Origin of the sequence: Agreia sp. Leaf283 (assembly GCF_001422485.1) — a bacterium.
Lineage (GTDB): Bacteria > Actinomycetota > Actinomycetes > Actinomycetales > Microbacteriaceae > Agreia.
The window spans coordinates 1614914-1637726 of the sequence record NZ_LMNF01000001.1 but is presented as its reverse complement, the minus strand read 5'-3'; the positions used below and the strand labels follow the sequence as shown (position 1 = coordinate 1637726).

General features: G+C 68.0%; 19 protein-coding genes and 1 tRNA gene. 9 read left to right on the top strand and 11 right to left on the bottom strand.

The features are described from left to right. Nucleotides 1-69 precede the first annotated feature (69 nt). Nucleotides 70-159 (bottom strand) — tRNA-Ser (locus ASF51_RS07380). 190 nt (nucleotides 160-349) lie between these two features. Between ASF51_RS07380 and ASF51_RS07375 the strand changes: the two genes are divergently transcribed. Further along, nucleotides 350-1129 (top strand): hypothetical protein, encoded by a 780-nt coding sequence (locus tag ASF51_RS07375; RefSeq protein WP_055926936.1) that lies wholly within the window; start codon nucleotides 350-352, stop codon nucleotides 1127-1129. Between the two features lie 67 nt (nucleotides 1130-1196). After that, complete coding sequence (radA, locus tag ASF51_RS07370; RefSeq protein WP_082479615.1) at nucleotides 1197-2666, top strand: DNA repair protein RadA; 1470 nt, start codon at nucleotides 1197-1199, stop codon at nucleotides 2664-2666. A gap of 427 nt (nucleotides 2667-3093) precedes the next feature. On the opposite strand, the gene ASF51_RS07365 is transcribed toward radA, so the two are convergent. Further along, nucleotides 3094-4641: a carboxylesterase/lipase family protein gene (locus tag ASF51_RS07365; protein ID WP_055926934.1), complete on the bottom strand. Its 1548-nt coding sequence runs from the start codon at nucleotides 4639-4641 to the stop codon at nucleotides 3094-3096. Between the two features lie 134 nt (nucleotides 4642-4775). Between ASF51_RS07365 and ASF51_RS07360 the strand changes: the two genes are divergently transcribed. Beyond that, nucleotides 4776-6818 carry a phosphatase PAP2 family protein gene (locus ASF51_RS07360; protein ID WP_157412043.1) on the top strand — a complete coding sequence of 681 codons (2043 nt, stop codon included), beginning with the start codon at nucleotides 4776-4778 and terminating at the stop codon, nucleotides 6816-6818. A 26-nt stretch (nucleotides 6819-6844) separates the two neighbouring features. Here the strand turns inward: ASF51_RS07360 and ASF51_RS07355 are convergent, their stop codons facing one another. Then, nucleotides 6845-7504 carry a hypothetical protein gene (locus ASF51_RS07355; RefSeq protein WP_055926932.1) on the bottom strand — a complete coding sequence of 220 codons (660 nt, stop codon included), beginning with the start codon at nucleotides 7502-7504 and terminating at the stop codon, nucleotides 6845-6847. An 84-nt stretch (nucleotides 7505-7588) separates the two neighbouring features. Between ASF51_RS07355 and ASF51_RS07350 the strand changes: the two genes are divergently transcribed. From ASF51_RS07350 to ASF51_RS07330, 5 genes are read left to right on the top strand one after another with little or no spacing between them, the layout of a single operon-like run. Continuing rightward, the gene (locus tag ASF51_RS07350) at nucleotides 7589-9181 is read left to right on the top strand and encodes a phenylacetate--CoA ligase family protein (RefSeq protein WP_157412042.1); all 1593 of its coding nucleotides are present in this window, start codon (nucleotides 7589-7591) and stop codon (nucleotides 9179-9181) included. A 13-nt stretch (nucleotides 9182-9194) separates the two neighbouring features. Further along, the gene (locus ASF51_RS07345) at nucleotides 9195-10106 is read left to right on the top strand and encodes a hypothetical protein (RefSeq protein WP_055926927.1); all 912 of its coding nucleotides are present in this window, start codon (nucleotides 9195-9197) and stop codon (nucleotides 10104-10106) included. Continuing rightward, nucleotides 10103-11215, top strand: a complete 1113-nt coding sequence (locus tag ASF51_RS07340; protein ID WP_055926925.1) for a hypothetical protein — start codon at nucleotides 10103-10105, stop codon at nucleotides 11213-11215. The genes ASF51_RS07345 and ASF51_RS07340 overlap by 4 nt, the downstream gene beginning before the upstream one ends. Further along, a complete protein-coding gene (locus ASF51_RS07335) occupies nucleotides 11212-12387 on the top strand; it encodes a hypothetical protein (protein ID WP_055926923.1) in 1176 nt (391 codons plus the stop codon). The genes ASF51_RS07340 and ASF51_RS07335 overlap by 4 nt, the downstream gene beginning before the upstream one ends. Next, nucleotides 12384-13400: an alpha/beta hydrolase gene (locus ASF51_RS07330; protein WP_055926921.1), complete on the top strand. Its 1017-nt coding sequence runs from the start codon at nucleotides 12384-12386 to the stop codon at nucleotides 13398-13400. Before ASF51_RS07335 ends, ASF51_RS07330 begins: the two co-directional genes overlap by 4 nt. A 193-nt stretch (nucleotides 13401-13593) precedes the next feature. Here the strand turns inward: ASF51_RS07330 and ASF51_RS07325 are convergent, their stop codons facing one another. Further along, nucleotides 13594-13977: a DUF779 domain-containing protein gene (locus tag ASF51_RS07325; protein ID WP_055926919.1), complete on the bottom strand. Its 384-nt coding sequence runs from the start codon at nucleotides 13975-13977 to the stop codon at nucleotides 13594-13596. Nucleotides 13978-13999: 22 nt separating this feature from the next. Continuing rightward, entirely contained in the window at nucleotides 14000-15523 is a 1524-nt protein-coding gene (locus ASF51_RS07320; RefSeq protein WP_055926917.1) for an aldehyde dehydrogenase family protein, read from the bottom strand. 217 nt (nucleotides 15524-15740) lie between these two features. Here ASF51_RS07320 and ASF51_RS07315 point away from each other — a divergent pair, with 217 nt between their 5' ends. Continuing rightward, nucleotides 15741-16166: a VOC family protein gene (locus ASF51_RS07315; RefSeq protein ID WP_055928117.1), complete on the top strand. Its 426-nt coding sequence runs from the start codon at nucleotides 15741-15743 to the stop codon at nucleotides 16164-16166. A gap of 8 nt (nucleotides 16167-16174) precedes the next feature. Here ASF51_RS07315 and ASF51_RS07310 read toward each other — a convergent pair whose 3' ends face one another. From ASF51_RS07310 to ASF51_RS07285, 6 genes are all read right to left on the bottom strand, one after another. After that, complete coding sequence (locus tag ASF51_RS07310) at nucleotides 16175-17419, bottom strand: helix-turn-helix domain-containing protein (RefSeq protein WP_055926916.1); 1245 nt, start codon at nucleotides 17417-17419, stop codon at nucleotides 16175-16177. An 88-nt stretch (nucleotides 17420-17507) separates the two neighbouring features. Next, a complete protein-coding gene (locus ASF51_RS07305; RefSeq protein WP_055926914.1) occupies nucleotides 17508-17993 on the bottom strand; it encodes an 8-oxo-dGTP diphosphatase in 486 nt (161 codons plus the stop codon). 34 nt (nucleotides 17994-18027) lie between these two features. Beyond that, nucleotides 18028-18558 (bottom strand): amino-acid N-acetyltransferase, encoded by a 531-nt coding sequence (locus tag ASF51_RS07300; RefSeq protein WP_055778490.1) that lies wholly within the window; start codon nucleotides 18556-18558, stop codon nucleotides 18028-18030. A 328-nt stretch (nucleotides 18559-18886) separates the two neighbouring features. Then, nucleotides 18887-19579 carry a nicotinamide riboside transporter PnuC gene (pnuC, locus tag ASF51_RS07295; protein WP_055926912.1) on the bottom strand — a complete coding sequence of 231 codons (693 nt, stop codon included), beginning with the start codon at nucleotides 19577-19579 and terminating at the stop codon, nucleotides 18887-18889. A 79-nt stretch (nucleotides 19580-19658) separates the two neighbouring features. Continuing rightward, nucleotides 19659-20171, bottom strand: a complete 513-nt coding sequence (locus ASF51_RS07290; RefSeq protein ID WP_055926910.1) for a hypothetical protein — start codon at nucleotides 20169-20171, stop codon at nucleotides 19659-19661. Between the two features lie 108 nt (nucleotides 20172-20279). After that, nucleotides 20280-22808 carry an ATP-dependent Clp protease ATP-binding subunit gene (locus tag ASF51_RS07285; protein WP_055926908.1) on the bottom strand — a complete coding sequence of 843 codons (2529 nt, stop codon included), beginning with the start codon at nucleotides 22806-22808 and terminating at the stop codon, nucleotides 20280-20282. Nucleotides 22809-22813: the final 5 nt, after the last annotated feature.

Sequence of the window (22813 nt, the reverse complement as noted above, 5' to 3'; positions counted from 1 at the left end):
ATTCGCAGCCGGAAACGACGAAACCCCCTGACTTCCTCGCTGAGCAAGGAGAAGCAGGGGGTTTGATCGTGGCGGTACCGGTGGGATTTGAACCCACGGTGCTCTTTCAAGCACACAACTTTTCGAGAGTTGCACCTTCGGCCGCTCGGACACGGTACCGGGGACGAGTGTAATGCAGACCAGAGGTTCGCGCGAATCTACAGCGTGTAGAAATCGAAGCCCGGAATCTCGCGGATGCCGCCCAATCGAGCCTTTTTGGGCCGAAATCCGGCGCATCCGAGGTGTTAGCCTTGCCTTAGTTGGGCGCGACAAAACCCGCGCGCCCTCCCACTGAAAGGGTCCTGGTTCTATGAGCTACATCCGCTCCGCAGCATTCGAAGAGACCGGCTACGTGGTTCTCGACCGCTACGACCAGGCCGCCGATCCGCAGGAGTGGCTCGACCTCGAGTACGTCGACTGGAAGTCCTCCGGAGTGACCCGTTTCGCCCCTCTGGCCTCCGCTTTCGGCGAGATGGAGTGCAACGGATTCTGGAACCACACGCCCCCGCGCACCGACAAAGACGGCGTCTGGGTTCAGGCCAATGTCGAGCACGCGCCCATCCTGAAGGCCCGCGCCGAGGAGCCCGGAGCCAACATCGGCCGCTGCCGCGTGATCGAGTTGCAGCCCAACACCTACGCGAACGCGCTCTACAACCTGCATCAAGACGACAACAACCGCCTCAACCCCGACGGCACCGGCTGGATCGTTCGCGGCTTCTTCAACCTCTCCGACGACGCCGAGTCGTTCATGATCCTGCGCGAGAACCGCTTCGACCCCGACACCGAGGTGCGCATCGCGCTGCCCGCGGGAGCCCAGCTCATCGTCGACACGCAGCGCTTCTGGCACGCCGTCTGGCACAAGGGCCCCGAGCCGCGCTACTGCCTCATCACCTCGTGGACTTCCGGCCCCGAGCTCGACGCCTACATCGAGAAGTACCACGGCAACCCGCACAACGTGAACGCTCCGCTCGACCCCAAGCTCGTCGAAGAGGCCCAGGCCGAGGTGCGCCAGCGCCTGGCAGAGCGCGCCGCCGCCCTCGCCGCGAAGGGCCGCAACGACGACGGCTGGGGCGAAGACCCCGAGGCCTAGAGCCGCCGTTCCTACCACTCTCCACAGGCGGTGACCGGATGTCGTCGGTCGCGTCTATCGTGGAGGCATGGCTTCCAAGACCCCGAACGCTTACCGCTGCACCGAGTGCGGCTGGCAGAGCGTCAAGTGGGTCGGGCGCTGCGGCGAGTGCCAGGCCTGGGGCACCGTCGTGTCGAGCGCCGAGAACGAGGGCATCGCCCGCACGGTGAAGGCGGCGAAGCTCAGCGAGACCCGCATCGCCCAGCCCATCACCGAGATCTCCACCGAGGCCGCCAGTCACTGGGCCACGGGCATCCACGAGTTCGACCGGGTGCTCGGCGGCGGCCTGGTTCCCGGTGCCACGATCCTTCTCTCGGGTGAGCCGGGCGTCGGCAAGTCGACCCTTCTGCTCGAGGTCGCAGCCAAGGCGGCCGAAGACCACCTGCGCGTGCTCTACGTGAGCGCCGAAGAATCGGTCAGCCAGGTCAAGCTGCGCGCCGAGCGCACCCACTCCCTCTCCCCCACGCTTATGCTCGCCGCCGAGACAGACCTGTCGACGGTGCTCGGCCAGATCGACGCCGTGCAGCCGCACCTCGTCATCGTCGACTCCGTGCAGACCGTGGCCAGTAACTCCATCGACAGCGCGGCCGGCAGCCCAACACAGGTGCGCGAGGTGGCGTCGGCCCTCATCCGCGTCGCGAAAGAGCGGTCGCTCCCGGTCATCCTGGTGGGCCACGTCACCAAAGACGGCTCCATCGCGGGCCCGCGCGTTCTCGAGCACCTGGTCGACGTCGTCTGCCAGTTCGAAGGCGACCGCCACACCAGCCTGCGCTTCGTGCGCGCCCTCAAGAATCGCTACGGCCCCACCGACGAGGTCGGCTGCTTCGAGATGACCTCCGAGGGCATCGCCGAGGTGCCCGACCCCAGCGGCCTGTTCCTCAGCCGCAGTGGCGAGGCCGTCAGCGGCACCTGTGTCACCGTCGCCCTCGACGGCCGTCGCGCGATGCCCGTCGAGATCCAGGCCCTCGTCGTCAAGACCACCGCACCCAACCCTCGGCGAGTCACGAACGGGGTCGACGGCTCGCGGGTCGCCATGCTGCTGGCCGTGCTCGAACGGCGGCTCAATATTCCGCTGGGCGACCGCGACGTCTACGTCTCGACCGTCGGCGGTGTGCGTCTCATCGACCCCTCGGCCGACCTGGCCATCGCCCTCGCGATCGCCAGTGCCAACAGCGACCTTCCGCTGCCCCACACCTTCGCGGCCTTCGGCGAGATCAGCCTCGCGGGCGAGGTGCGACCCGTCGCCTCCTCGAGCATCCGCGTCACCGAGGCCCGCAGGCTCGGCTTCACCGACATCCTCGGCCCCGACGAGACGCAGATCCGTCGCGCATTCCGCGTGGCCTTCGACAAGCAGCCCGCCGCCGGTTCGCGGGTCAGCCCGGCGCATCCCTCTACCGGCTCGTTCCCGGTGCAGAAGGGCCCTGCGCGGCGCGGGCTGATCGTGCCGCCTCCGGCCAACCCACTGCGCCTCGTCGAGACAGACCGCGACGACGACTGACCTGGTCGCAGCGACGGGGTCTCGACACGCTCGTTCCTCGCTGCTCGACCGACGCAGTGGAGGGTGGCTGGCGTACGGAGTCGGCGCGCCTGCCCCGCTCGCACCGATAAGACGTCGCTTGGTGTCGAGATGTCACACATGGCGGGATTCGGACGCAAGAAGCCACCACCTGCGCCACCTCACCATGGGCACCCAGGGGACGGTGGTGTTGAGATGTCGCACATGGTGGGATTCGTCTGATGGAAGCCGCCCTCTGCGCCGTCTCAGTGCCGCGCAGCGTCGTCCGCGCGCCAGCGGGTGGTCTCGATACGCTCGTTCCTCGCTACTCGACCGGCGCATGTCCCGACAACTCGACCGGGGTGGTCTCGATATGCTCGTTCCTCGCTACTCGGCCGGCGCACAGCCCGGCCACTCGACCGGCGCAGGCTCACACGTGGGGCACGAAAGCCTGCCATGCCACCCGGCGGGCGCCGCGAGGGTCGTCTTCGACCCGGTCGACCTCGTCGAAGATCATGGTGCTGCGCGTCTGCTCGTCGTAGGCGGGCCAGCCGGGTACCCGCCCGCTGTGGGCGAACTCGATCCAGTGGCGTCGCATCCGGTCGCCCGTGCGCATGAACGCGCGCCGGCCGCCCAACGCGCCCATCGCGCGCCCGAACCAGCCGTTCATGCGGTCGAACAACGCGAACAGCTCCAGCCCGTGCGTCGCATCGAAGCCGAGCTGACGCACCAGGCGCGGCGCGATATCGAAGCGGTAGAAGTGCACCGGGGCGAACCTCGAGTGGCGCTCGGCCACCTTCACCGTGGGGTACCAGAACGCGTAGTCCCCCGCGAAGTCAGCGGCCGGGCGCTTCGCCGGCAGCCCGGGATACTCCGCCTTGATCGCCTTGCGGGCCTTCTTCTTCGTGCGCGAGAAGATCGCCCGGATGCGCGTGGGCGTGGTGGCCAGAATGTCGAGCCGACCGGTGAACAGCGACCCCTCGCGGTCGTTCGTGCCGATGATCAGCGGGATGCGCGCGGCGCGCCCGAACTTGAACGCGTCGAGGGGGCGCTCGGGCAGAAAGTCGCCGTCAATCACGGGGCACAGCGCGATGGTGCCGGGGTCGCGGTCGGGTGCAAGAAGGGTGAGGGCCACGGCGGCCTCGACCAGATCGGATGCGTCGGCCCGTACAAGCAGTTCACCGGCGTCGTCGACGGAAGTGCTCTCGACGCCGCCCGGTTCGATGCGGTCGGCGAGGAAAGCCACGAACTCATCCGCCCACCGATGGGTCTGTTCCGGGGGATAGATGGCGTTCGTCGGCGCGCTCTGGGCGATGGCCTTCGCAAAGAGTCCATGCGCTGCCGGCGTGGCCATCAGGGTGGTGACCGCGTTGCCGCCGGCAGACTCGCCGAACACCGTGACGTTGTTCGGATCTCCGCCGAAGGCGGCGATGTTGTCGCGCACCCACTCGAGCGCTGCCACCTGGTCGCGCAGTCCGAGGTTCGAGTCGAAGGAGCGCTCGGGCGTCGAGAAGCGCGTGAAGTCGAGGTAGCCGAGCGCACTGAGCCTGTAGTTGATGCTCACGTAGACGATGCCGCCGTCTCGCACCAGAGCCTCGCCGTTGCGGGGGTACTCGGCACTGGAGCCGACCGCGTACGCCCCGCCGTGGATGAAGAGCATCACGGGCAAGCCGTCCCCGGCGGCGTGGGCAGGCCGAAGCACATTGAGCGTCAGACAGTCCTCACTCATCGCCTGCTTCTTCGACGCGCCGACGAAGTGACCCTGCAATGACTGCCAGGGCACCGGGCCGAATTCCGATGCATCGCGCACGCCGACCCAGGCCGCGGGAGGCCTCGGAGCCCGGAAACGGAGGCTCCCTGTCGGCGCCTCGGCATAGGGAAGGTTCCGCCAGGCCTCGACGCCTCGTTCGCGAACGCCCCGCACGATTCCCTGAGCAACCCGTACGTCGAGGTTCTGTGGTGCGTTTCGCTCGAGCATCCTTCGATGCTAGACGGCGTAGATGAACGCGCGAGTTGTTCACCTGCGGTCCCTATCGCCTTAACCCTGCTGGGTTTCACTGATGCAGACTCGTGTGCTGGCACGGGCAACGAGTTTCCCTGGAGCCCTACCCGATGAATGCACCGTCTCCCGCCCGCCGTACCCGTCGCATCCGCGTCGCCATTGCGGCGGCTCTCGCCGCGACCGTGACCTGCGGTATCGCCGCACCCGCGCAGGCCGCGCCGACCGACTCCATCGTCGCGCAGCCGGATGCCTGGGGACGCTTCTACGTCGACGCGGCGGCGAGCAACACCACGGCCAACAACACACCGGAGAGCAACGTGGCGATCGGTCTCCTCTCTCCGATGCTCGACTACTGGGTGCCCGATGCGAATCCCACGGCGCAGTTCGATGCGAACGGAAAGTTCATCCCCTCCAGCGTGGGCACCATCAAGAATCAGACGGTACTTGACGCGAACATCGCCACGGCTGCAGGAATCACCCAGTCGCGCACAGCCGAGCAGTCCACCGAGGCCTATCTGATCGATCGTCGAAATCAGAACTATTCGGCCATCGATGGACTCGGCCCGTATGCCGACGCTTTCCGCGCGGGCACCAACGCGGGAACCACGATCCCCGACCAGGTCCCTGCCGACGCGACCACGGTCAAGTACGACGACGCGGGCAACTCGAATGGTGCCTGGGCAGACTCGGGCACCACCTACGGCCCCATGGTCGACCTGGTCAATCAGTTCCGCAACAGTTCGGCGTCGACGAACCCCTCGAAGGCCTTCTACAACTACGCCCGCCCGTTCCGCTGGAGCGACAGTGTCGAGGTTCTGCCGTCGCTGGTTCCCGCCGAGAAGACGGATGCCGAATGGCAGTCGGATGGCGGCTACCCGAGCGGACACACCAACGCGGGATACCTGGCCAGCTACGCGCTCGCATATGCGGCGCCGGAGCGGTTCCAGCAGATCCTGACCAGCGCGTCGGAGATCGGCAACAGTCGCATCGTCGCCGGCATGCACTCTCCCGGCGACGTGATCGGCGGCCGCATCATGTCGACCGCCGTGGCCGCGGCCGCCCTCAACGACCCCGCCAACGCAACTCTCAAGCAGAGCGCGCGCGCGAACGCCGCCGCCCTGTTCGCCACCACCCCGACGGGCAGCGACGCGTTCGCCGACCGGGGCAGCAACGAGAAGCTCTACGAGCAGCGCCTCACCTATGGTCTGCCCCGGGTGGGTGACACCACCGCGTCGGCCGTCGTGCCGAAGGGTGCCGAGGCGTTGCTCGAGACGAGGCAGCCCTACCTCGACGCGGACCAGCGCCGGTGGGTGCTTCAGTCCACCGCGCTGCCCTCGGGCTACGCACTGCTGGATGATTCCGAGGGGTGGGGCCGGCTGAATCTCTTCGCCGCAGCGGATGGCTACAGCGCCTTCTCCACCGACGTGACGGTCACCATGAACGCTGCCGACGGAGGCTTCAGCAGTGCCGACAGCTGGCGCAACGACATCGACGGCGCGGGGTCCCTGACCAAGCAGGGAACGGGCATCCTGACCCTCACTGGCGACAACTCGTACCTCGGAGGCACGATCGTCGACGGAGGCCGGCTCGCGGCCACGTCACCGACCGCGTTCGGCACCGGCTCGATCAGCGTTGCCGACGGCATCCTGTCTGAGAGCGCAGCGGCACCGCTCGTCATCGGCGGCAACCTCGCCGTCCTCGCCGGCGGCGAGCTGGATCTGAGTATCGACTCGTCGGCCCCCGCAACGCAGATCGCAGGCGACCTGGCCGTCGAGGGAGTGGTGCGAACCAGCTTCGCGAACGGTTTCGTACCCGCCGACGACCAGCTGATCGCCACCTACACGGGCTCCGCGTCGAACATCGACCTCTCGTCGTTCAGCTTCGAAGGTCTGCCCGCAGGCTACACGCCAAGCGTTGTGCTTCGCGACGGCGCCGTGCACTTGGTCAACACCACGTCTGCCGCAGGCACCCCCGTAGCCGGGGGCGTTACTTCCGACACGACGAAAGCCCTCGCGGCCACCGGAGTGGCGCTGCCCCCAGTTGCTCCGCTCGGCGCGCTCGGTGCACTGCTGGCCGGCGCGGTTCTCATCAGCCTGCGTTTCCGCGGTCGAAGCCGTTCGGAGGGACGGTCGCGCCCGAGCGCGCACGTGTAGCGGCGATGGCCACCCCGTGATGACGGCTAGCCGAGGATGAACTGCTTGCTCGCCGACGAGGCGAAGCCGCCGATCGACACGTCGAGGTGGTACGACGCGCCACCCGCGGGAACCTGGGGACGATCCGTCGACGCGCAGGTGTCGGCTGCGGAACGGGTGCGGTCCCAGGCGAACGGGGTCGACGCGAGGGTGGCGCCGGCATCGATGACGGTGGGCATGTCGGTGGGCTCCGTCTGGCAATCGGTCGAGATCCAGTACTGCTCCTCGCCGCTCGTGATCTTGTAGACCTGCTGGCCGGTGCCGACGTTGATCGAACAGGCCGTTGCGCCCGTGTTCGTCACGCTCAGCGACAGCTGCGGGTTGACCCCGGCGGCGTACGTGTCGGCATCGGTCACAGGCGTGACCTGGATGCTCGCAGCGTCGCACGCGGGCGTCTCACCGTCGGCGGGTGCGGCGGCATCGACGTTCTGCGGCTCGCTCGCCTCGGCCGGAGGCGTCGTCGTGGCGGGGGCACCCGTCGACGCGGGCGGAGTGGTGGCGCTTCCGACGGTGGAAGACGAGCCGGGCCGCACGATGATCAGCACAATGATGGCGACCACCGCGACCAGGCCCACGAGCACCAGCACACGCCGACGCCAGTAGACCTTGCTCGGCTGAGGTCCGACCGGATTCTTGATCGTCGACATGACCCTAGGCTACGAGCACCGGCGCCCTGACGGCCGCATTGGCGCGGCTGTAGGGTGAATTACGTCTCCGATCGAAGGACCGCCGTGCCCAGACCGCAACGAACGAGTGCACTTCGACAGGCCGCCCTGCGCATCGCCACGGCCGTCGTCACCGCCACCTACGCGATCTACCGGCTGCATCCGGCGCTCTGGCGCTTCACCGCGCGGCACTACCACCCGTCGATGGAGCGCTTCGCAAGGCTCAACGCGTGGATGGTCTGCCAGCAGGCCTACCTCGATGTGCCCGCCTACAAGAACTACCTCGACGAAGAGAAGTTCTCGTTCCGCTGGTGGCAGCTCACGAACTACCGACCGACCTCCAAGAGCGAGTACGTGAACCGGTACCCCGAGGCGGAGCGCTGCTGGAACGGCGAGATCATCACGGTCGGCACCGTGGTCGACGAGTCGAGCGGCTCGAGCGGCACGCCCTACAACTGGATGCGCTCCAAGCGCGAGCTCGACACCGTGCACAAGAACGTGGCCGGCTACATCACGCTGCTGTTCGGCACGAAGAAGCTCTTCTGCATCAACGCCTTCTCGATGGGGGCGTGGGCGACAGGAACCAACACCGGCCTCGCCATGTCGAAGATCGCCATGGTCAAGAACACGGGCCCCGACATCGACAAGATCGTCGACACCCTGAAGCACTTCGGCCCCGGCTACGTCTACCTCATCAGCGCCTACCCGCCCTTCCTCAAGCACCTGCGCGATCGCCTCGACAGTGAGGGCTTCGACTGGGACGCCTACAACCTCAACGGCTTCGTCGGCGGCGAGGCCCTCACCGAGGGTCTGCGCGACTACCTCGAAGACCGCTTCACCCGCGTCTACTCCGGCTACGGAGCATCCGACCTGACCATCGGCATGTCGGGCGAGAGCGACCTCTCGGTCTGGCTGCGGCGCGCCCTCGTGGCCAACGAGCCGCTGCGCCGCGACGTGCTCGGCGAGGGCGAGCAGCGCACCCCGATGATCTTCCAGTACAACCCCCTCGAGACCTACCTCGAGACCACGGAGGACAACGAGCTGCTCGTCACGCTCAACTCCACGGCCATCATGAGCCCGAAGCTGCGCTACAACATCGGCGACGAGGCGAAGATCGTGACGTTCCCCGAGATGCAGGCCTACGCAGAGAAGTACCCCCGCCTCGGCTTCGCCTTCGAGCGCGCCTTCTCGACGCAGCGCATGAAGCTTCCGTTCGTGCTGCTCTTCGGCCGCAAGGACTCGACCATCTCGTACATGGGCGCCAACATCTACCCGCTCGACGTGGAGAACGGCCTCTACCTCGACAACCCGCACGCGAGCGAGATCGAGTCGTTCAAGCTGAGCCTGCTCGATATCGGCAACCTCGAGCAGCGACCGGTCATCCACCTGCAGCTGCGCGAGGGAGCCTCGCTCGACGCCGAGGCCACCGATGAACTGAAGGCACGCTCGGCCGCCGGCGTTCTCAAGCATCTCGCCTCCGTCTCCCGCGACATCGCGCAGTCGCTCGAGGAGGATCCGACCGCATCCGACGTGCGCATCGAGGTGCACCCCTTCGGAACGGGCGTGTTCGAGGGCGGCCCCCGCAAGATCAAGAACGTCTATCTCGTCGACGAGGCCGACCGCGGCGGAGTGCCCACGACCTCGTCGCCGACGCGATGAACCGGGCCGGCTGATGCGCTCCACGGACTTCTCGCTCGCCCCTCCCCAGGGCCGGGCGGGCGCGATGATCGTCGTCGAGCGCCGGTTCGAGCGGGCACCGGATGCGCGACGCGCCCGTGCCGCCCGGCGCGAACTGGCGGCTCACCTCGCCGACTCCCCAGGCTTTCTCTGGCAGAAGAGCTACCGACGATCTCCCGGAACCCTCGGGGTGGCCTCGTACTTCGTCGACCGCGACCAGCTCGACCACGCGCTCGTGACGGCGCCGACGCACCTCGCGCCCTGGCTGCGACTCGACGGAGAGCATCCCACCGGCCGCATCCTCGAGGCCGAGCCACACGGCTACACCAATGGCGTGTGGCGGGCGGAGGACGGCCGCATGGGCCACATCGAGCGCTTCACCCCCACCTCGGTCGAGGCCGGCCGCGGAACCGAGCCGCCCCGGGTCGACGCCGCATCCACCGACCGGCCGAAGGGCCGCCCGACGAAGCCCACCAAGCAGACGAAGCGCACCAGCGCGACCCGGCCCATCGCCGACGCGCACGCCATGTTCGTGGGCGCCACCAAGTACACGGGGCCGACCGCGCTCATCGCCCTGTCGCGCATCTACTATCCGATGATCGCGCGCATGGTGACCATGCGCGGCTACGTGTGGTTCACGACCTACTACGAGTTCCCGTTCACGCTCGGCACGCTCGCGTTCTTCGAGCGCCGCGACGACCTGCTGGCGTTCGCGCGCATGCCCGGCCACCGGCACCTCATGCAGTGGATCACCAAGGACACCCGCAACGGCACCGCGGGCTACATCCGGCTGCACACGGCGACCGAGACGACGGGCAACGCGTCGGCGGGCAGCGCTTCGACGGGCCACGCTTCGACGGGCCACGTCCCGGCGCCGACACCGGATGCCACGGGGCCGGCCTCATGAAAATCGAGACGGTCTCCGACACACGGGCTCTGCGCGAGTTCGTCGACCTTCCGAACCGGCTCTGGCCTCGCGAGCTCGCCGTGCCTCTGCTGGAGTCGACCGTCCGCTCCTGGTATCGCGGCACGAGTCCGCACCCCGAACCCGTGCGCCTCGTTCTGGTGCGCGACGACGATGGCCGAGTCGTGGGACGCTCGACCGTGCACACCGACGCGCGCCTCGATGCGAAGTTCGGGGTGGCATCGCAGCTGTTCGGAGCCACGGACTTCGCGAGCGCGGAGGCGGCGTCGGCCCTGTTCGCGCACCTCGACGAGGCCGGTCGATCCGCCGGCAAGCAGCAACTTCTGGGGCCCGTCTCGCTTCTACCCAACCAGTCGGCCGGCGTCATCACCTCGGGCTTCGCCGAGCGGGGCTTCGTCGATTCGGCCTGGAATCCCGCGTGGGTGCCGCAGGTCTACGAGGCGGCGGGTTTCACCAGGACGCAGGAGGCGCAGACCTGGAGCGTCGACGTCGGCGCCGTACCCGTCGTGGAGCCGGAGGCGCGCGAGTTCTCGGCCGCGGGCATCCGGCTCGAATACGGCGACAAGTCGAAGACCGAGACGCTGATCCCCGAGCTGCTCGGCGTGCTGAACGCCGCCTTCGAACAGCTGCCGTACTACACGCGCATCACCCCGGCCGAGATGGCGGCGGCCACCGACGGGCTCTCGTTCTTGCTCGACGAGAGGCTGCTGCTGCTCGCCCGCGACGACGCCACGGGCGAGGCTGCGGCGTTCATCCTGGTGCTCCCCGACATCTCGCCGTTCGTACAGAAGGTGGGCGGACGCCTCACCGCGCTGCGGCAGCTCGAGCTGCTTCTCACCCGCGGCCGATACCGGCGGGAGGCGATCCTGATCATCCAGGGGACCGCGCCCGCGCGACAGGGGCGCGGCATCCTGACCCTGCTCAGCCGGCAGCTGCAGGCGAACCTCGCGGCGGGTGGCTACCAGCGCCTGCGCACGACCACAGTCGGCCTCGAGAACCAGGGCTCGGCCCGGCAGTTCTCGCGATTCGGCGGCACACCCCTGCACGGCTCGACCCTGTACCGGCGCCCGATCACAGAAGGATCCGCATGACAGACCCCACCCCGGTGACGCCCGAACTGCTGCACGAGCTGGTGCTGCTGGCGAGCCGATCGCCCTCGCCGCACAACACCCAGCCGTGGTCGCCGCGCGTCGTCGATGGCGGCATCGAGGTGGCCATCGTGCCGTCTCGAACGCTCCCCGCGGGCGACCCCACCTTTCGCGACGTCATCATGTCGCTGGGGGCGTGGATCGAGAGCGTCTCCATCGGGGCGGCCGAGGTCGGCTACGCGATCGATGTCGAGGTGCTTCCGGCCCTGTCGCAGCTCGACTCGCTTCCGGTGCGCGGCCCCGCGGATGCCGACAGGCCGGTCTTTCGAGTGACGCTCACGCCGACGTCGCCCGACGCGGCGTCGGCGGCCGGCGCGGCACAGTTGCCCGACGCCGCCTTCGCCCCCGGCACCTTCAGCTCCGACGACGTGCGCGAGCGACGGGTCTACCGCGGCGCGCTCGTGGGCCGGCCCGATGTGTTCTCGAACCTCGACTCCCTGCAGCTGCCGCCCTGGCTCAGTGTGCGTTCGCTCGACGACCGCGCCATGAGGCAGCTCAGCACCCTGGGAATCGCTTTCACCGCCTCGCGCGCCACGATCGCGAACGAGCTGCTGCACTGGCTGCGCCTCGACCCGCGCCACCCACGGTACGGCCTTGACGGCATGACCGACGAGATGCTCGTGATGCCCCGCCCGCTCGCCCGGATCGCCGCACCGTTCACGCGCACGGCCCGCCTCCGCGATCCCGTTGTCGCCCTCGCGGGCCCCGTCGCCCGCTTCCTCGAGGGACTCGGACGCGACGCCCCCCTGCCCACCGGCGTGCCCGACGAGCCGGGGGCGCCCACGCACCACGTACTCGTGGCGAACTCGCGCGCGGCCGGCATCGACGACATCCTGAGCATCACCGAGGCCATGGACAGCCGCATCGGCGTGACCGAGCCGCACGCCCTCGAGGCCGGTCGCGTGCTGCAGCGGCTCTGGCTGCATGCGCATCGCCAGGGCGTGGCCATCTCCCCGCACTCCGAGCTCATCGACTCGCCGGCCGCCCACGGCGCGCTGCGCAAGCGACTCGGTCTCTCGCGCAGCGACGTGGCCCTGTCCGTGTTCAGCGCGGGCGTCGCACAGGCCAGGCAGGTCCCCCGCTCGCCGCGGCTCACCGACTCGTCGACGCAGTGACCGACGACTCGGCCGCGCGGCCTGTGAGGATCCCGGCGCGGGTGCGCGCGTGGGGCTGGTTCATGGACCGCTTCCGCTCCATGCACATCGCCACCATGAGCCCGACCGACATCGAGCACAACCAGACGATGCGCAGCATTCCGGCGCCGGTCAGACGGATGCTCTTCGGAGCGAGGGACGCACGGGTCGACGCGCGCGACCTCGCGATCCCCACCGCCGGTGGGCCGCTCGGGGTGCGCGTGTACACGCCTCACCGCGCCGACTCCCGACCCGCCGCCGGAGCCGCCCTGCCGATCGCGGTGTACTTCCACGGCGGCGGATGGACCCTCTTCGGCGCCCTCGACGTCTGCGACTGGCTGCCGTCGCGGGTGGCGGCCGAGCTGGGCGCCGTGGTCATGGCCGTCGACTATCGACTGGCCCCGAAGCATCCCTACCCCGCTGCCGTCGACGACTGCCTGGCCGCGGTGCGGTGGGCGTCGGAGCACGCCGAGGAGCTGGGCGCATCGCCGTCGCGGCTCGCCGTCTTCGGCGACAGCGCCGGCGGCAATCTCTCGGCAGTGATCGCCCTGCTCGCTCGGGATGCGGGCGGCCCCGCCATCCGGGCCCAGGGCCTGATCTACCCGGTCACCGACACCACGCTCGACGACGCGTCGATGCGCGAGAACGCCCGCAAGCCGGTTCTGCATCGCGCAGACATGGATGCCTTCTTCCGCTACTACCTTGGCGGGTCGCGGGAACACGGGGCCGACGACGACCCGTCGGTGGCGCCCATCCGAGCGGCATCGCTGAGTGGACTTCCCGCCGCGCTCGTGCAGGTGTCGGCGCACGACGTGCTGCGCGACCAGGCGCTGGCCTACGCCGCGCGGCTCTCCGCCGAGGGAACGCCCGTCGAGGTGAAGACCTATGCCGAGGCGCCCCACGGCTGGGTGACCTACCCGGGCATCATGCGGGTGTCGCGCCGCGCATCCGCCGACCTGGTCGACTTTCTGCGCCGCGCACTCGCCGCAGACTGACCCCGCGAGCGCCCGCCGCCACAACGGGCGGAGCTCAGCACATCCGACCCGAATACGACGACGGATGCACCGAACTCCGCCCATTCGGGTGCGAATACCTCGAATCCCGACCCAAGACGGCAGAACGGGAGGAGATTCGTGCATCCGACCCGAATAGGCCATCGGATGCACGTATTTCCTCCCGTTTCACGAGCTACGCCCGCGCCTCCACCCCGTACTCCTCGAGCTCGCCGTCGGTCAGCAGCCTGGAGCGGATCATGAAGCGCTTTCCCTCCGGAGCCTCGACCGAGAAGCCGCTTCCCCGCCCGTCGACGAGGTCGACGGTGAGGTGCGTGTACTTCCAGTACTCGTACTGACTGGCCGACATGTAGAACTCGATCGGAGCGAGGCCGTCGATCTCGAGCGTCTGCAGCAGCACGTCGGAGCCCCCGGTGCGGAACATGCCCACGGGGTAGCACATCGGCGAAGACCCGTCGCAGCATCCGCCCGACTGATGGAACATCAGCGGCCCGTACTGTTCGGCGAGGTGCCGCAGCATGTCCGCCGCGGCACCCGTCACCTCGACCCGGGGACTCATCAGAACCGAACCGGCAGCGGCATTAGAAGAACCCCTGCGGTGAATTCGCGTAGCTCACCAGCAGGTTCTTCGTCTGCTGGTAGTGGTCGAGCATCATGCGGTGGTTCTCGCGCCCGATGCCCGACTGCTTGTAGCCGCCGAACGCCGCGTGGGCCGGGTACTGGTGGTAGGTGTTCGACCACACACGCCCGGCCTGGATGGCACGGCCCGCGCGGTACAGCTGGGTTCCGCTGCGGCTCCAGACCCCGGCGCCCAGGCCGTAGAGCGTGTCGTTCGCGATCTCGATGGCCTCGTCGTAGCCGTTGAACTTGGTGAGCGCCAGCACCGGTCCGAAGATCTCCTCCTGGAAGATGCGCATCGAGTTGGTGCCCTCGAACACGGTCGGCTGCACGTAGTAGCCACCCGAGAGTTCGCCGCCGAGATCGCTGCGCTCGCCGCCGATCAGCAGCTTCGCGCCCTCCTGCTTGCCGATGTCCATGTAGCTCAGGATCTTCTCGAGCTGGTCGTTCGACGCCTGCGCGCCGATCATCGTGTCGGTGTCGAGCGGGTTGCCCTGCTTGACCAGCTTGACCCTCTCGAGGGCGTCGCCGACGAAGCCGTCGTAGATCGAGGCATCCACCAGCGCCCGCGACGGGCACGTGCAGACCTCGCCCTGGTTCAGCGCGAAGAAGGTGAAGCCCTCGAGCGCCGAGTCGTAGAACGAGTCCTTCTCGTCGGCCACGTCGGCGAAGAACACGTTGGGGCTCTTGCCGCCGAGTTCGAGGGTCACCGGGATCAGGTTCTCGCTGGCGTACTGCATGATCAGTCGGCCGGTGGTCGTCTCGCCCGTGAACGCGATCTTGCGGATGCGCGGGTGCGACGCGAGCGGGGCGCCGGCCTCGATGCCGAACCCGTTCACGATGTTGAGCACACCGGCGGGCAGAAGGTCCTTGATGAGGTCGAGCCAGACGTGGATCGATGCGGGTGTCTGCTCGGCCGGCTTGAGCACGATGCAGTTTCCTGCCGCGAGCGCGGGGGCGAGTTTCCATACCGCCATGAGGATGGGGAAGTTCCAGGGGATGATCTGCCCCACCACGCCCAGAGGTTCGTGGAAGTGATAGGCCACGGTGTCGTGGTCCAGCTCGGAGATTCCGCCCTCCTGCGCGCGGATGGCGCCGGCGAAGTAGCGGAAGTGGTCGATGGCCAGAGGGATGTCGGCGTTCAGCGTCTCGCGCACCGGCTTGCCGTTCTCCCAGGTCTCGGCCACGGCGAGCAGCTCGAGGTTCTCCTCCATGCGGTCGGCGATCTTGTTCAGGATCACCGCGCGCTCGGCCACCGAGGTCTTGCCCCAGGCGTCGAACGCTTTCCAGCCGGCGTCGACCGCCCGGTCGATGTCCTCGGCAGTGCCGCGGGCGATCTCGGTGAAGTTCTGACCGGTCACGGGCGTGGGGTTCTCGAAGTACTGGCCCTTGGCGGGAACCACGTACTCACCTCCGATGAAGTGGTCGTAGCGCGGCTTGTAGGTGAAGACGGCCCCGTCTGTTCCGGGGTTCGCGTAGACAGTCATGCGTGTGTGCCTTTCGACGTCGTTGTCGGATGCCTGTGGTTCAGACTCCTTCGACGCTACGCTTCGCGACGTTGCAGGCCGTTGCACGGCGGCCGGATGCGACGGCGCGCGTGCCGACGACGACGTGCGCCTGTGAGGTCAAGGCCTAATCCGCGGAGGGCCATCGTGACAGGGTCGGTGATGTTCCCTCATCCCCCTCAGATCATTGGAGATCTCCGTGCCCATTCCCGCCATCGACTACGCCCACGTGCGCCTCACCGTCGTCGACATCGCCGCCTCACGCGCGTTCTACGACACCGTCTTCGGATTCGACGTGGCCTTCGAGGCACCGCCCGCCGACGCGGACCAGGAGACGAAGGACGAGCTCGCCTTCCTGTTCGGCGGCGTCATCTATTCCTACCCGGGCGGTCTGCTCGGCCTGCGCCCGGTCGCCGACGACGCCGACAGCTTCGACGAGAACAGGGTGGGCCTCGACCACCTGAGCTTCGCGGTCGCCGGCCGTGAACAGCTCGATGCCGCCGTGGTCGTGCTCGACGGGCTCGGCATCGCTCACGAGGACGTCAAGGACATCGGCTCGGGCTGCATCCTCGAATTCCGCGACCCCGACAACATCGCGCTGGAACTGTTCGCCCCCGCAGCCTAGCGACGACCTCAACCCTCGAGCGACTCGAGGTGGGCCACGATGCCGGCCCGCCTCGGGGAGCGCGGGGGGAGCAGACGCAGCAGGGCGCTCCACACCTCGCCGTCGTCGACCGCGTCTGCCGTCTGCGCGTACTCGAGCAGCACGTCGACGGACGCGTCGGTGAGCACGGCCTCCCTCAGGCGCGCTCGCACCTCCGCACGGATGTGCTCGATGCCCGGGGCCGACGAGCCGGGCAGTACGGCGCCCGTGGCCGTGGCGAGAGCGACGCGATGCGCCCCTCGATCGAGCAGCGCCAGAACGTGCTGCGCATCCAGTTCAAGCGGATTCGTGAGTCGGTAGGGCCGCGATTCCACCCCGAGGTCGACGTGCGCGCGCTCGAGCGCCTTGCGCAGCCGCACCATCTCGGCCCTCAGTGTCACGGGCGACTCGCCCTCGTTGTAGAGCAGCGACGCGAGCTGCTCCGCCGAGAGGCCCTGCCTGTGCCAGGCCAGCAGCGTGAGCAGTTCCGTGTGCCGCGCCGACAGCTCCGCACGACCGGCGGGCGACGTGAGCTCCCCCGTGTCGCGGCCCAGCACGCGCAGCAGCGGCCTCGTCGGAGGACCGACGGGGCGCGGCGGCCGGCGGCGCACTCCGATGCGGTCGCGTTGGGCGCGAAGCCTCTGCACCATCAGCTCGGACTCCACGGCCGCCGCCGTCGCCTCCATCAACGGAAGCGTGTGCGGGTCGACCGCCTGCCGCCCGCCGGTGATGTCGATGACCCCCAGGATGCGCCGGGTCTCGGGGTCGTGCACGGGCACGGCGGTGCAACTCCACTCGTGCGCGAGCCGGTTGAAGTGCTCGCCTCCCGAGATCTGCACGGCGTGATCGAGTTCGAGCGCGGTGCCCGGCGCCGATGTGCCCACGCGGCTCTCCGCCCAGCCCGCTCCCTCGACGAACAGCATGCCTTCGGCCCGACGCCTCAAGGCGCGGTCGCCGTCGACCCACAGAAGGCGACCCATCGCATCCCCCACGGCCACGAGCATGCCCGAGTCGTCGTCGGCGTCGCGCACGAGCAGGCGGCGGATGACGGGCAGCACCGAGGCGAGCGGATGCGCGAGCCGGTAGTCGACGAGTTCGTCTTCGGCGACCTCGAGGGCGGCGAGCAGCAGCTCGGGATCGAGATGCCGCTCGAGGGCGCGATTCCAGGAGGCCCTGACCAGGGGTCGGGGAGCTGCCGGCGCGGCCTGGGGCTGCGCGAGCCAGGGGCTCGTCATAGTGTGCCAATCAACGCTGATCGAACGGGAGGTGCGGGCCGGACCGCGAGCATCCGGACGTACTGTCGAGGATACCCGTTTCGGGTGCCTACGCGGCGTCGAACGACGACTCGGTGACCGTCTTCAGGTCTTCGCCGAAGGTGAAGCTCGCGTGCACGGTCTCACCGTCGAGCACCTGGGGCAGCCAGTACTTCGCGTCGTCCCACATGCCGTCGAGCGGCAGCTCGGTCACGTCGTACCAGTCGGGCACGAGTTCGTCCGACTCCGCCGGTTTTCCGCTGAACGCGTCGACGACGAAGACGGTCGAATCCTGGCTCCAGTTCTCGCGAAAAGGGAAGGCGTAGCGGATGAAGCCCACCTCGCTCACCGCGGTCGGCTCGACGATCAGGCTCGACTCCTCTTCGATCTCGCGCACGATGGCCTGCAGGGCCGTCTCACCGGGTTCGATCTTGCCGCCGAGGCCCACGATGTTGCCGAGCCCGAGGCCCGTCTTCTTGCGGCCGAGCAGCACCTGGCGCACGCCCTGCTCTGAGCGCCGGGTGATGAAGCAGACGCAGACCTGGTACGGAGACATTGCAGCAGGCTACCCGCCGCAGATGTTCGGCATGTTACGAGGTGAGGTGCTTCAGCATGCGCGTGTTGCCGAGCGTGTTCGGCTTGACGCGGGCGAGGTCGAGGAACTCGGCGACGCCCTCATCGGGAGAGCGCACCAGTTCGGAGTACACATCGGGATCGACGAGGCCGAGCGGCGAGGCGATGAAGCCGTTGCGCTCGAAGAAGCCCACTTCGAAGGTGAGGCAGAACAGCCGGGTGAGGCCCAGCCGACGAGCCTCGCCCTCGACGGCCTCGAGAAGGGCGTGGCCTACGCCCTTGCCGAGCCAGGCATCGGCCACGGCCAGAGTGCGCACCTCGCCGAGGTCGTCCCAGAACACGTGCAGTGCGCCGCAGCCAATGCGATTGCCCTCATCGTCGATGGCGATGTAGAACTCCTGCACCGCTTCGTAGAACACGACGAGGTCTTTGCCCAGGAGGATTCGTCGCTGAACGAGGGGCTCCACGAGCTCCTTGATCCACGGCACATCACTCGTCTGCGCGCGCCGCACCGTGTAGGTGGGGGCGGGCTTCGTCACTTCGGGCATCGAACCAGCCTATTGCCACTTCGGCCCTGCGGCGTGCACAGCGCGCCCTCGCCGACTCTTCTCGTCGGCGCGCAGGGGCGTCGACGTGATCAGGCCTTGGACTCGCGCGCGAGGAGACGACCGAGGAGTTCGAGTTCTCGAGGCGTGACGCGTCGCTCGACATTCGACGCCCGACGGTCGCCCAGCTTTCTGATGATCTTCTTCATGCCCAGCCTTCTGCTGCTCCGTCGCGCTATGCCCGCGTGCCGACCGGGCTGTATGCCCTCACCTGAAGAGACACGCACCGGTGCAGATCATGACGCGGGTTCGCGTACCGATCCGTTGCCGGTCACGACTCGGTGTGCACGGTGGGATCAGGAAAACGAGTCTCGATCGTGAGCTTCTCGCCCCGACGGATGCGTGCCCAGACGATGAAGCCCACGATCGTGAAGGCCCCGTAGAACACGTACATGAACGCCGAGGCGTAGTAGCCGGCAGACACGAGCAGTGGAACGCCGACGAGGTCGACGGCCACCCAGATCAACCAGAACTCGACCCAGCCCTTGGCCATGCCGTAGGTCGCGAGCAGCGAGCCCACGAAGATCCATGCGTCGGCCCAGACGGGCTCGTACGACCCGAGAAGCTGGAACACCGGCGTCACGATCGCCGTGCCGCCGACCAAGGCCACCACGAGCCAGATCCTGTTCTTCCACCCGGCCCACTGCGGGCTCACCGCCGCCCCGCCGTCGTGCTTCGCCTGCTGCCAGCGCACCCAGCCGTAGATCGACACGACGATGAACATCACCTGCCTGCCGGCCTGGCCGAGGAGGTTCACCGGGTTGGGGGTGCCGAACACGGCGCCGAGGAAGACGGTGAAGAGAAGGGCATTGCCCACGATGCCGACCGGCCACGCCCAGACCTTGCGTCGCATCCCGCCCAGCGCGCTGAGCAGCCCGAACACGTTGCCGAGAACCTCACGCCACAGGATCGTCTGGTCGCCGATGTGCAGCTGCGCTTTGAACAGCCAGTTCAGAACATCCACGGTGCGCCTTCTCTCTCAGACCGGTGGGCCACAGCGACACAACGCCCGAGGCATGCGCGCCATTCCCTCTCGGCGACGCTCAGCCACGCCGCCGCTGTCGCCGCCACGCGCGGAAGCCCTTCGGATTGCAGACCGAATCGGCGGGAAACTCGAGGGCGCTGAGGGGTTCGCCCGCATCCAGCAGCAGGCCGACGCTCGCGAAGCCGGCCATGCATTGCTCGACGGCGTCGACGACGTCGCTGTGGGTCTCGAGGCCGCTGACGGCCGAGACGGTGAGCCAGGTCTCGGGATGGTCTGTGTCGGCCTGCTCCGACGGAATCACCTGGGCGACGGCGAAACCGTGCACGACCAGCGCCCTGGCCCGGGGCGGGAGAAGAAACCGTGCAGCGTCGGCCAGGATCGAGCCGCTGAGCCAGAACTCACGGGCCGCCGAGCCGATCTCCAGCTCGATGGTCGACTCGTCGATGGCGGTCGCAGGGTGGAACCCCCGGCCCGCGAACACTCCGGCCACCGTGCTGAGAATCTCCGCGGGACGCCCGCGAACCAGGAGCCGGCGAGCGGGGTAGTAGCGCAACTGCACAGAGCTCGGCATGCGCCCAGTGTAGGGACTCATCGTGCCGCGTCTTAAACGTGGAATGCCGCGTTCCGATGCCCGAATGGGGAATCGAAACGCGGCATCCGCGTTCGCTGCGGTTATCTCTTAGAGAGCGTCGGTCGGGCCCGTGGATGCGGCCGCGGCCGCCGAGGAGGCCGCGATCTCGCCGGCGGGCGCCAGCTCGTCGTCGACACCGGGGCGGCGGCTCGTGGTGAACACGAACTCGGTGCCGATGAAGTCGACGTGCACGTGGTCGCCCGCGTTGAGCTCGCCGTGCAGGATGCGCTCGGAGAGGCGGTCTTCGACCTCGTTCTGGATCGCGCGACGCAGCGGTCGTGCTCCCAGCGTGGGATCGAAGCCGACCTCGATGAGGCGCTCCTTGGCCGACTGCGTGAGCTCGATCGACAGATCGCGGTCGAGCAGGCGGTCGCGCAGGCGCTTGATGAACAGATCGACGATCTGCAGCAGCTCGCCCTTCGACAGCTGCGGGAACACGATGGTGTCGTCGACGCGGTTGAGGAACTCGGGCTTGAAGTGACGCTTGAGCTCCTCGTTCACCTTCGCCTTCATGCGCTCGTAGGTGGTCTCGACGTTGCTGTCGCTCTGGAAGCCGATCGGAGCGCCGGAGATGCCCTTCGTTCCGAGGTTCGTGGTCATGATGATGACCGTGTTCTTGAAGTCGACGACACGACCCTGACCATCGGTCAGGCGCCCCTCTTCAAGGATCTGGAGGAGCGAGTTGAAGATGTCGGGGTGAGCCTTCTCGATCTCGTCGAACAGCACCACGCTGAACGGCTTGCGGCGCACCTTCTCGGTGAGCTGCCCGCCCTCTTCGAAGCCGACGAATCCGGGAGGAGCACCGAACAGTCGCGAGACCGTGTGCTTCTCGCCGTACTCCGACATGTCGAGGGAGATCAGGGCGTCTTCGTCGTCGAACAGGAACTCGGCGAGCGCCTTGGCGAGCTCGGTCTTACCGACACCGGTGGGGCCGGCGAAGATGAACGAGCCCGAGGGGCGCTTCGGGTCTTTCAGGCCGGCACGGGTGCGTCGGATCGTGCGGGAGAGGGCCTCGATGGCCTGCTCCTGACCGATGACGCGCTGGTGCAGGGCGCGCTCCATGAAGACGAGCCGCGAGGACTCCTCTTCGGTGAGCTTGAAGACGGGGATGCCGGTGGCCTGGGCGAGCACCTCGGCGATCAGGCCCTCGTCAACGATTCCGGATGTCTTGACATCGCCCGACTTCCACTGCTTCTCGAGGCGCAGGCGCTCGCCGAGGAGGTTCTTCTCCTCGTCGCGCAGGCTGGCCGCCTTCTCGAAGTCCTGGTCTTCGATCGCCGCCTCTTTCTGGCCGCGGACCCCGGCGATGCGCTCGTCGAACTCGCGCAGCTCCGGCGGGGCCGACAGGATCGACAGGCGCAGGCGGGCGCCGGCCTCGTCGATCAGGTCGATCGCCTTGTCGGGCAGGAAGCGGTCGGCGACGTAGCGGTCGGCGAGGTTGGCCGCCGAGACGATGGCGCCGTCGGTGATCGAGACCTTGTGGAACGCCTCGTACTTGTCGCGCAGGCCCTTCAGGATGTTGATCGTGTGAGCCAGCGAAGGCTCGGCCACCTGGATGGGCTGGAAGCGGCGCTCGAGAGCCGCGTCTTTCTCGAAGTGCTTGCGGTACTCGTCGAGCGTGGTCGCGCCGATGGTCTGCAGCTCGCCTCGGGCGAGCAGCGGCTTCAGGATCGACGCGGCGTCGATGGCGCCCTCTGCGGCACCCGCACCCACCAGGGTGTGGATCTCGTCGATGAAGACGATGATGTCGCCGCGCGTGCGGATCTCTTTCGTGACCTTCTTCAGGCGCTCCTCGAAGTCACCGCGGTAGCGGCTTCCGGCGATGAGCGAGCCGAGGTCGAGCGAGTAGAGCTGCTTGTCTTTCAGGGTCTCGGGAACATCGCCCTTGACGATCGCCTGGGCGAGGCCCTCGACGACGGCCGTCTTGCCGACGCCGGGCTCTCCGATGAGAACCGGGTTGTTCTTGGAGCGGCGGGAGAGGATCTGCATGACCCGCTCGATCTCCTTCTCGCGCCCGATCACGGGGTCGAGCTTGCTGTCGCGCGCGGCCTGCGTGAGGTTGCGACCGAACTGGTCGAGAACCTGCGAACCCTTGTCGGGAGTGGCGTCGTTTCCGCCAACGGCGACCTGCTCCTTGCCCTGGTAGCCAGAGAGGAGCTGGATGACCTGCTGGCGCACCCGGTTGAGGTCTGCGCCGAGCTTCACGAGAACCTGGGCTGCGACGCCCTCGCCCTCGCGGATGAGCCCGAGCAGGATGTGCTCGGTGCCGATGTAGTTGTGGCCGAGCTGCAGGGCCTCGCGCAGCGAGAGCTCGAGCACCTTCTTGGCACGCGGGGTGAACGGGATGTGACCGGTGGGCTGCTGCTGGCCCTGGCCGATGATGTCTTGAACCTGCTCGCGAACCGCATCGAGCGAGATATTGAGCGACTCGAGTGCCTTAGCGGCGACGCCCTCTCCCTCGTGGATGAGTCCGAGCAGGATGTGCTCGGTGCCGATGTAGTTGTGGTTGAGCATCTTGGCCTCTTCTTGGGCCAAAACGACGACGCGGCGAGCTCGGTCGGTAAATCTCTCAAACATGTCTG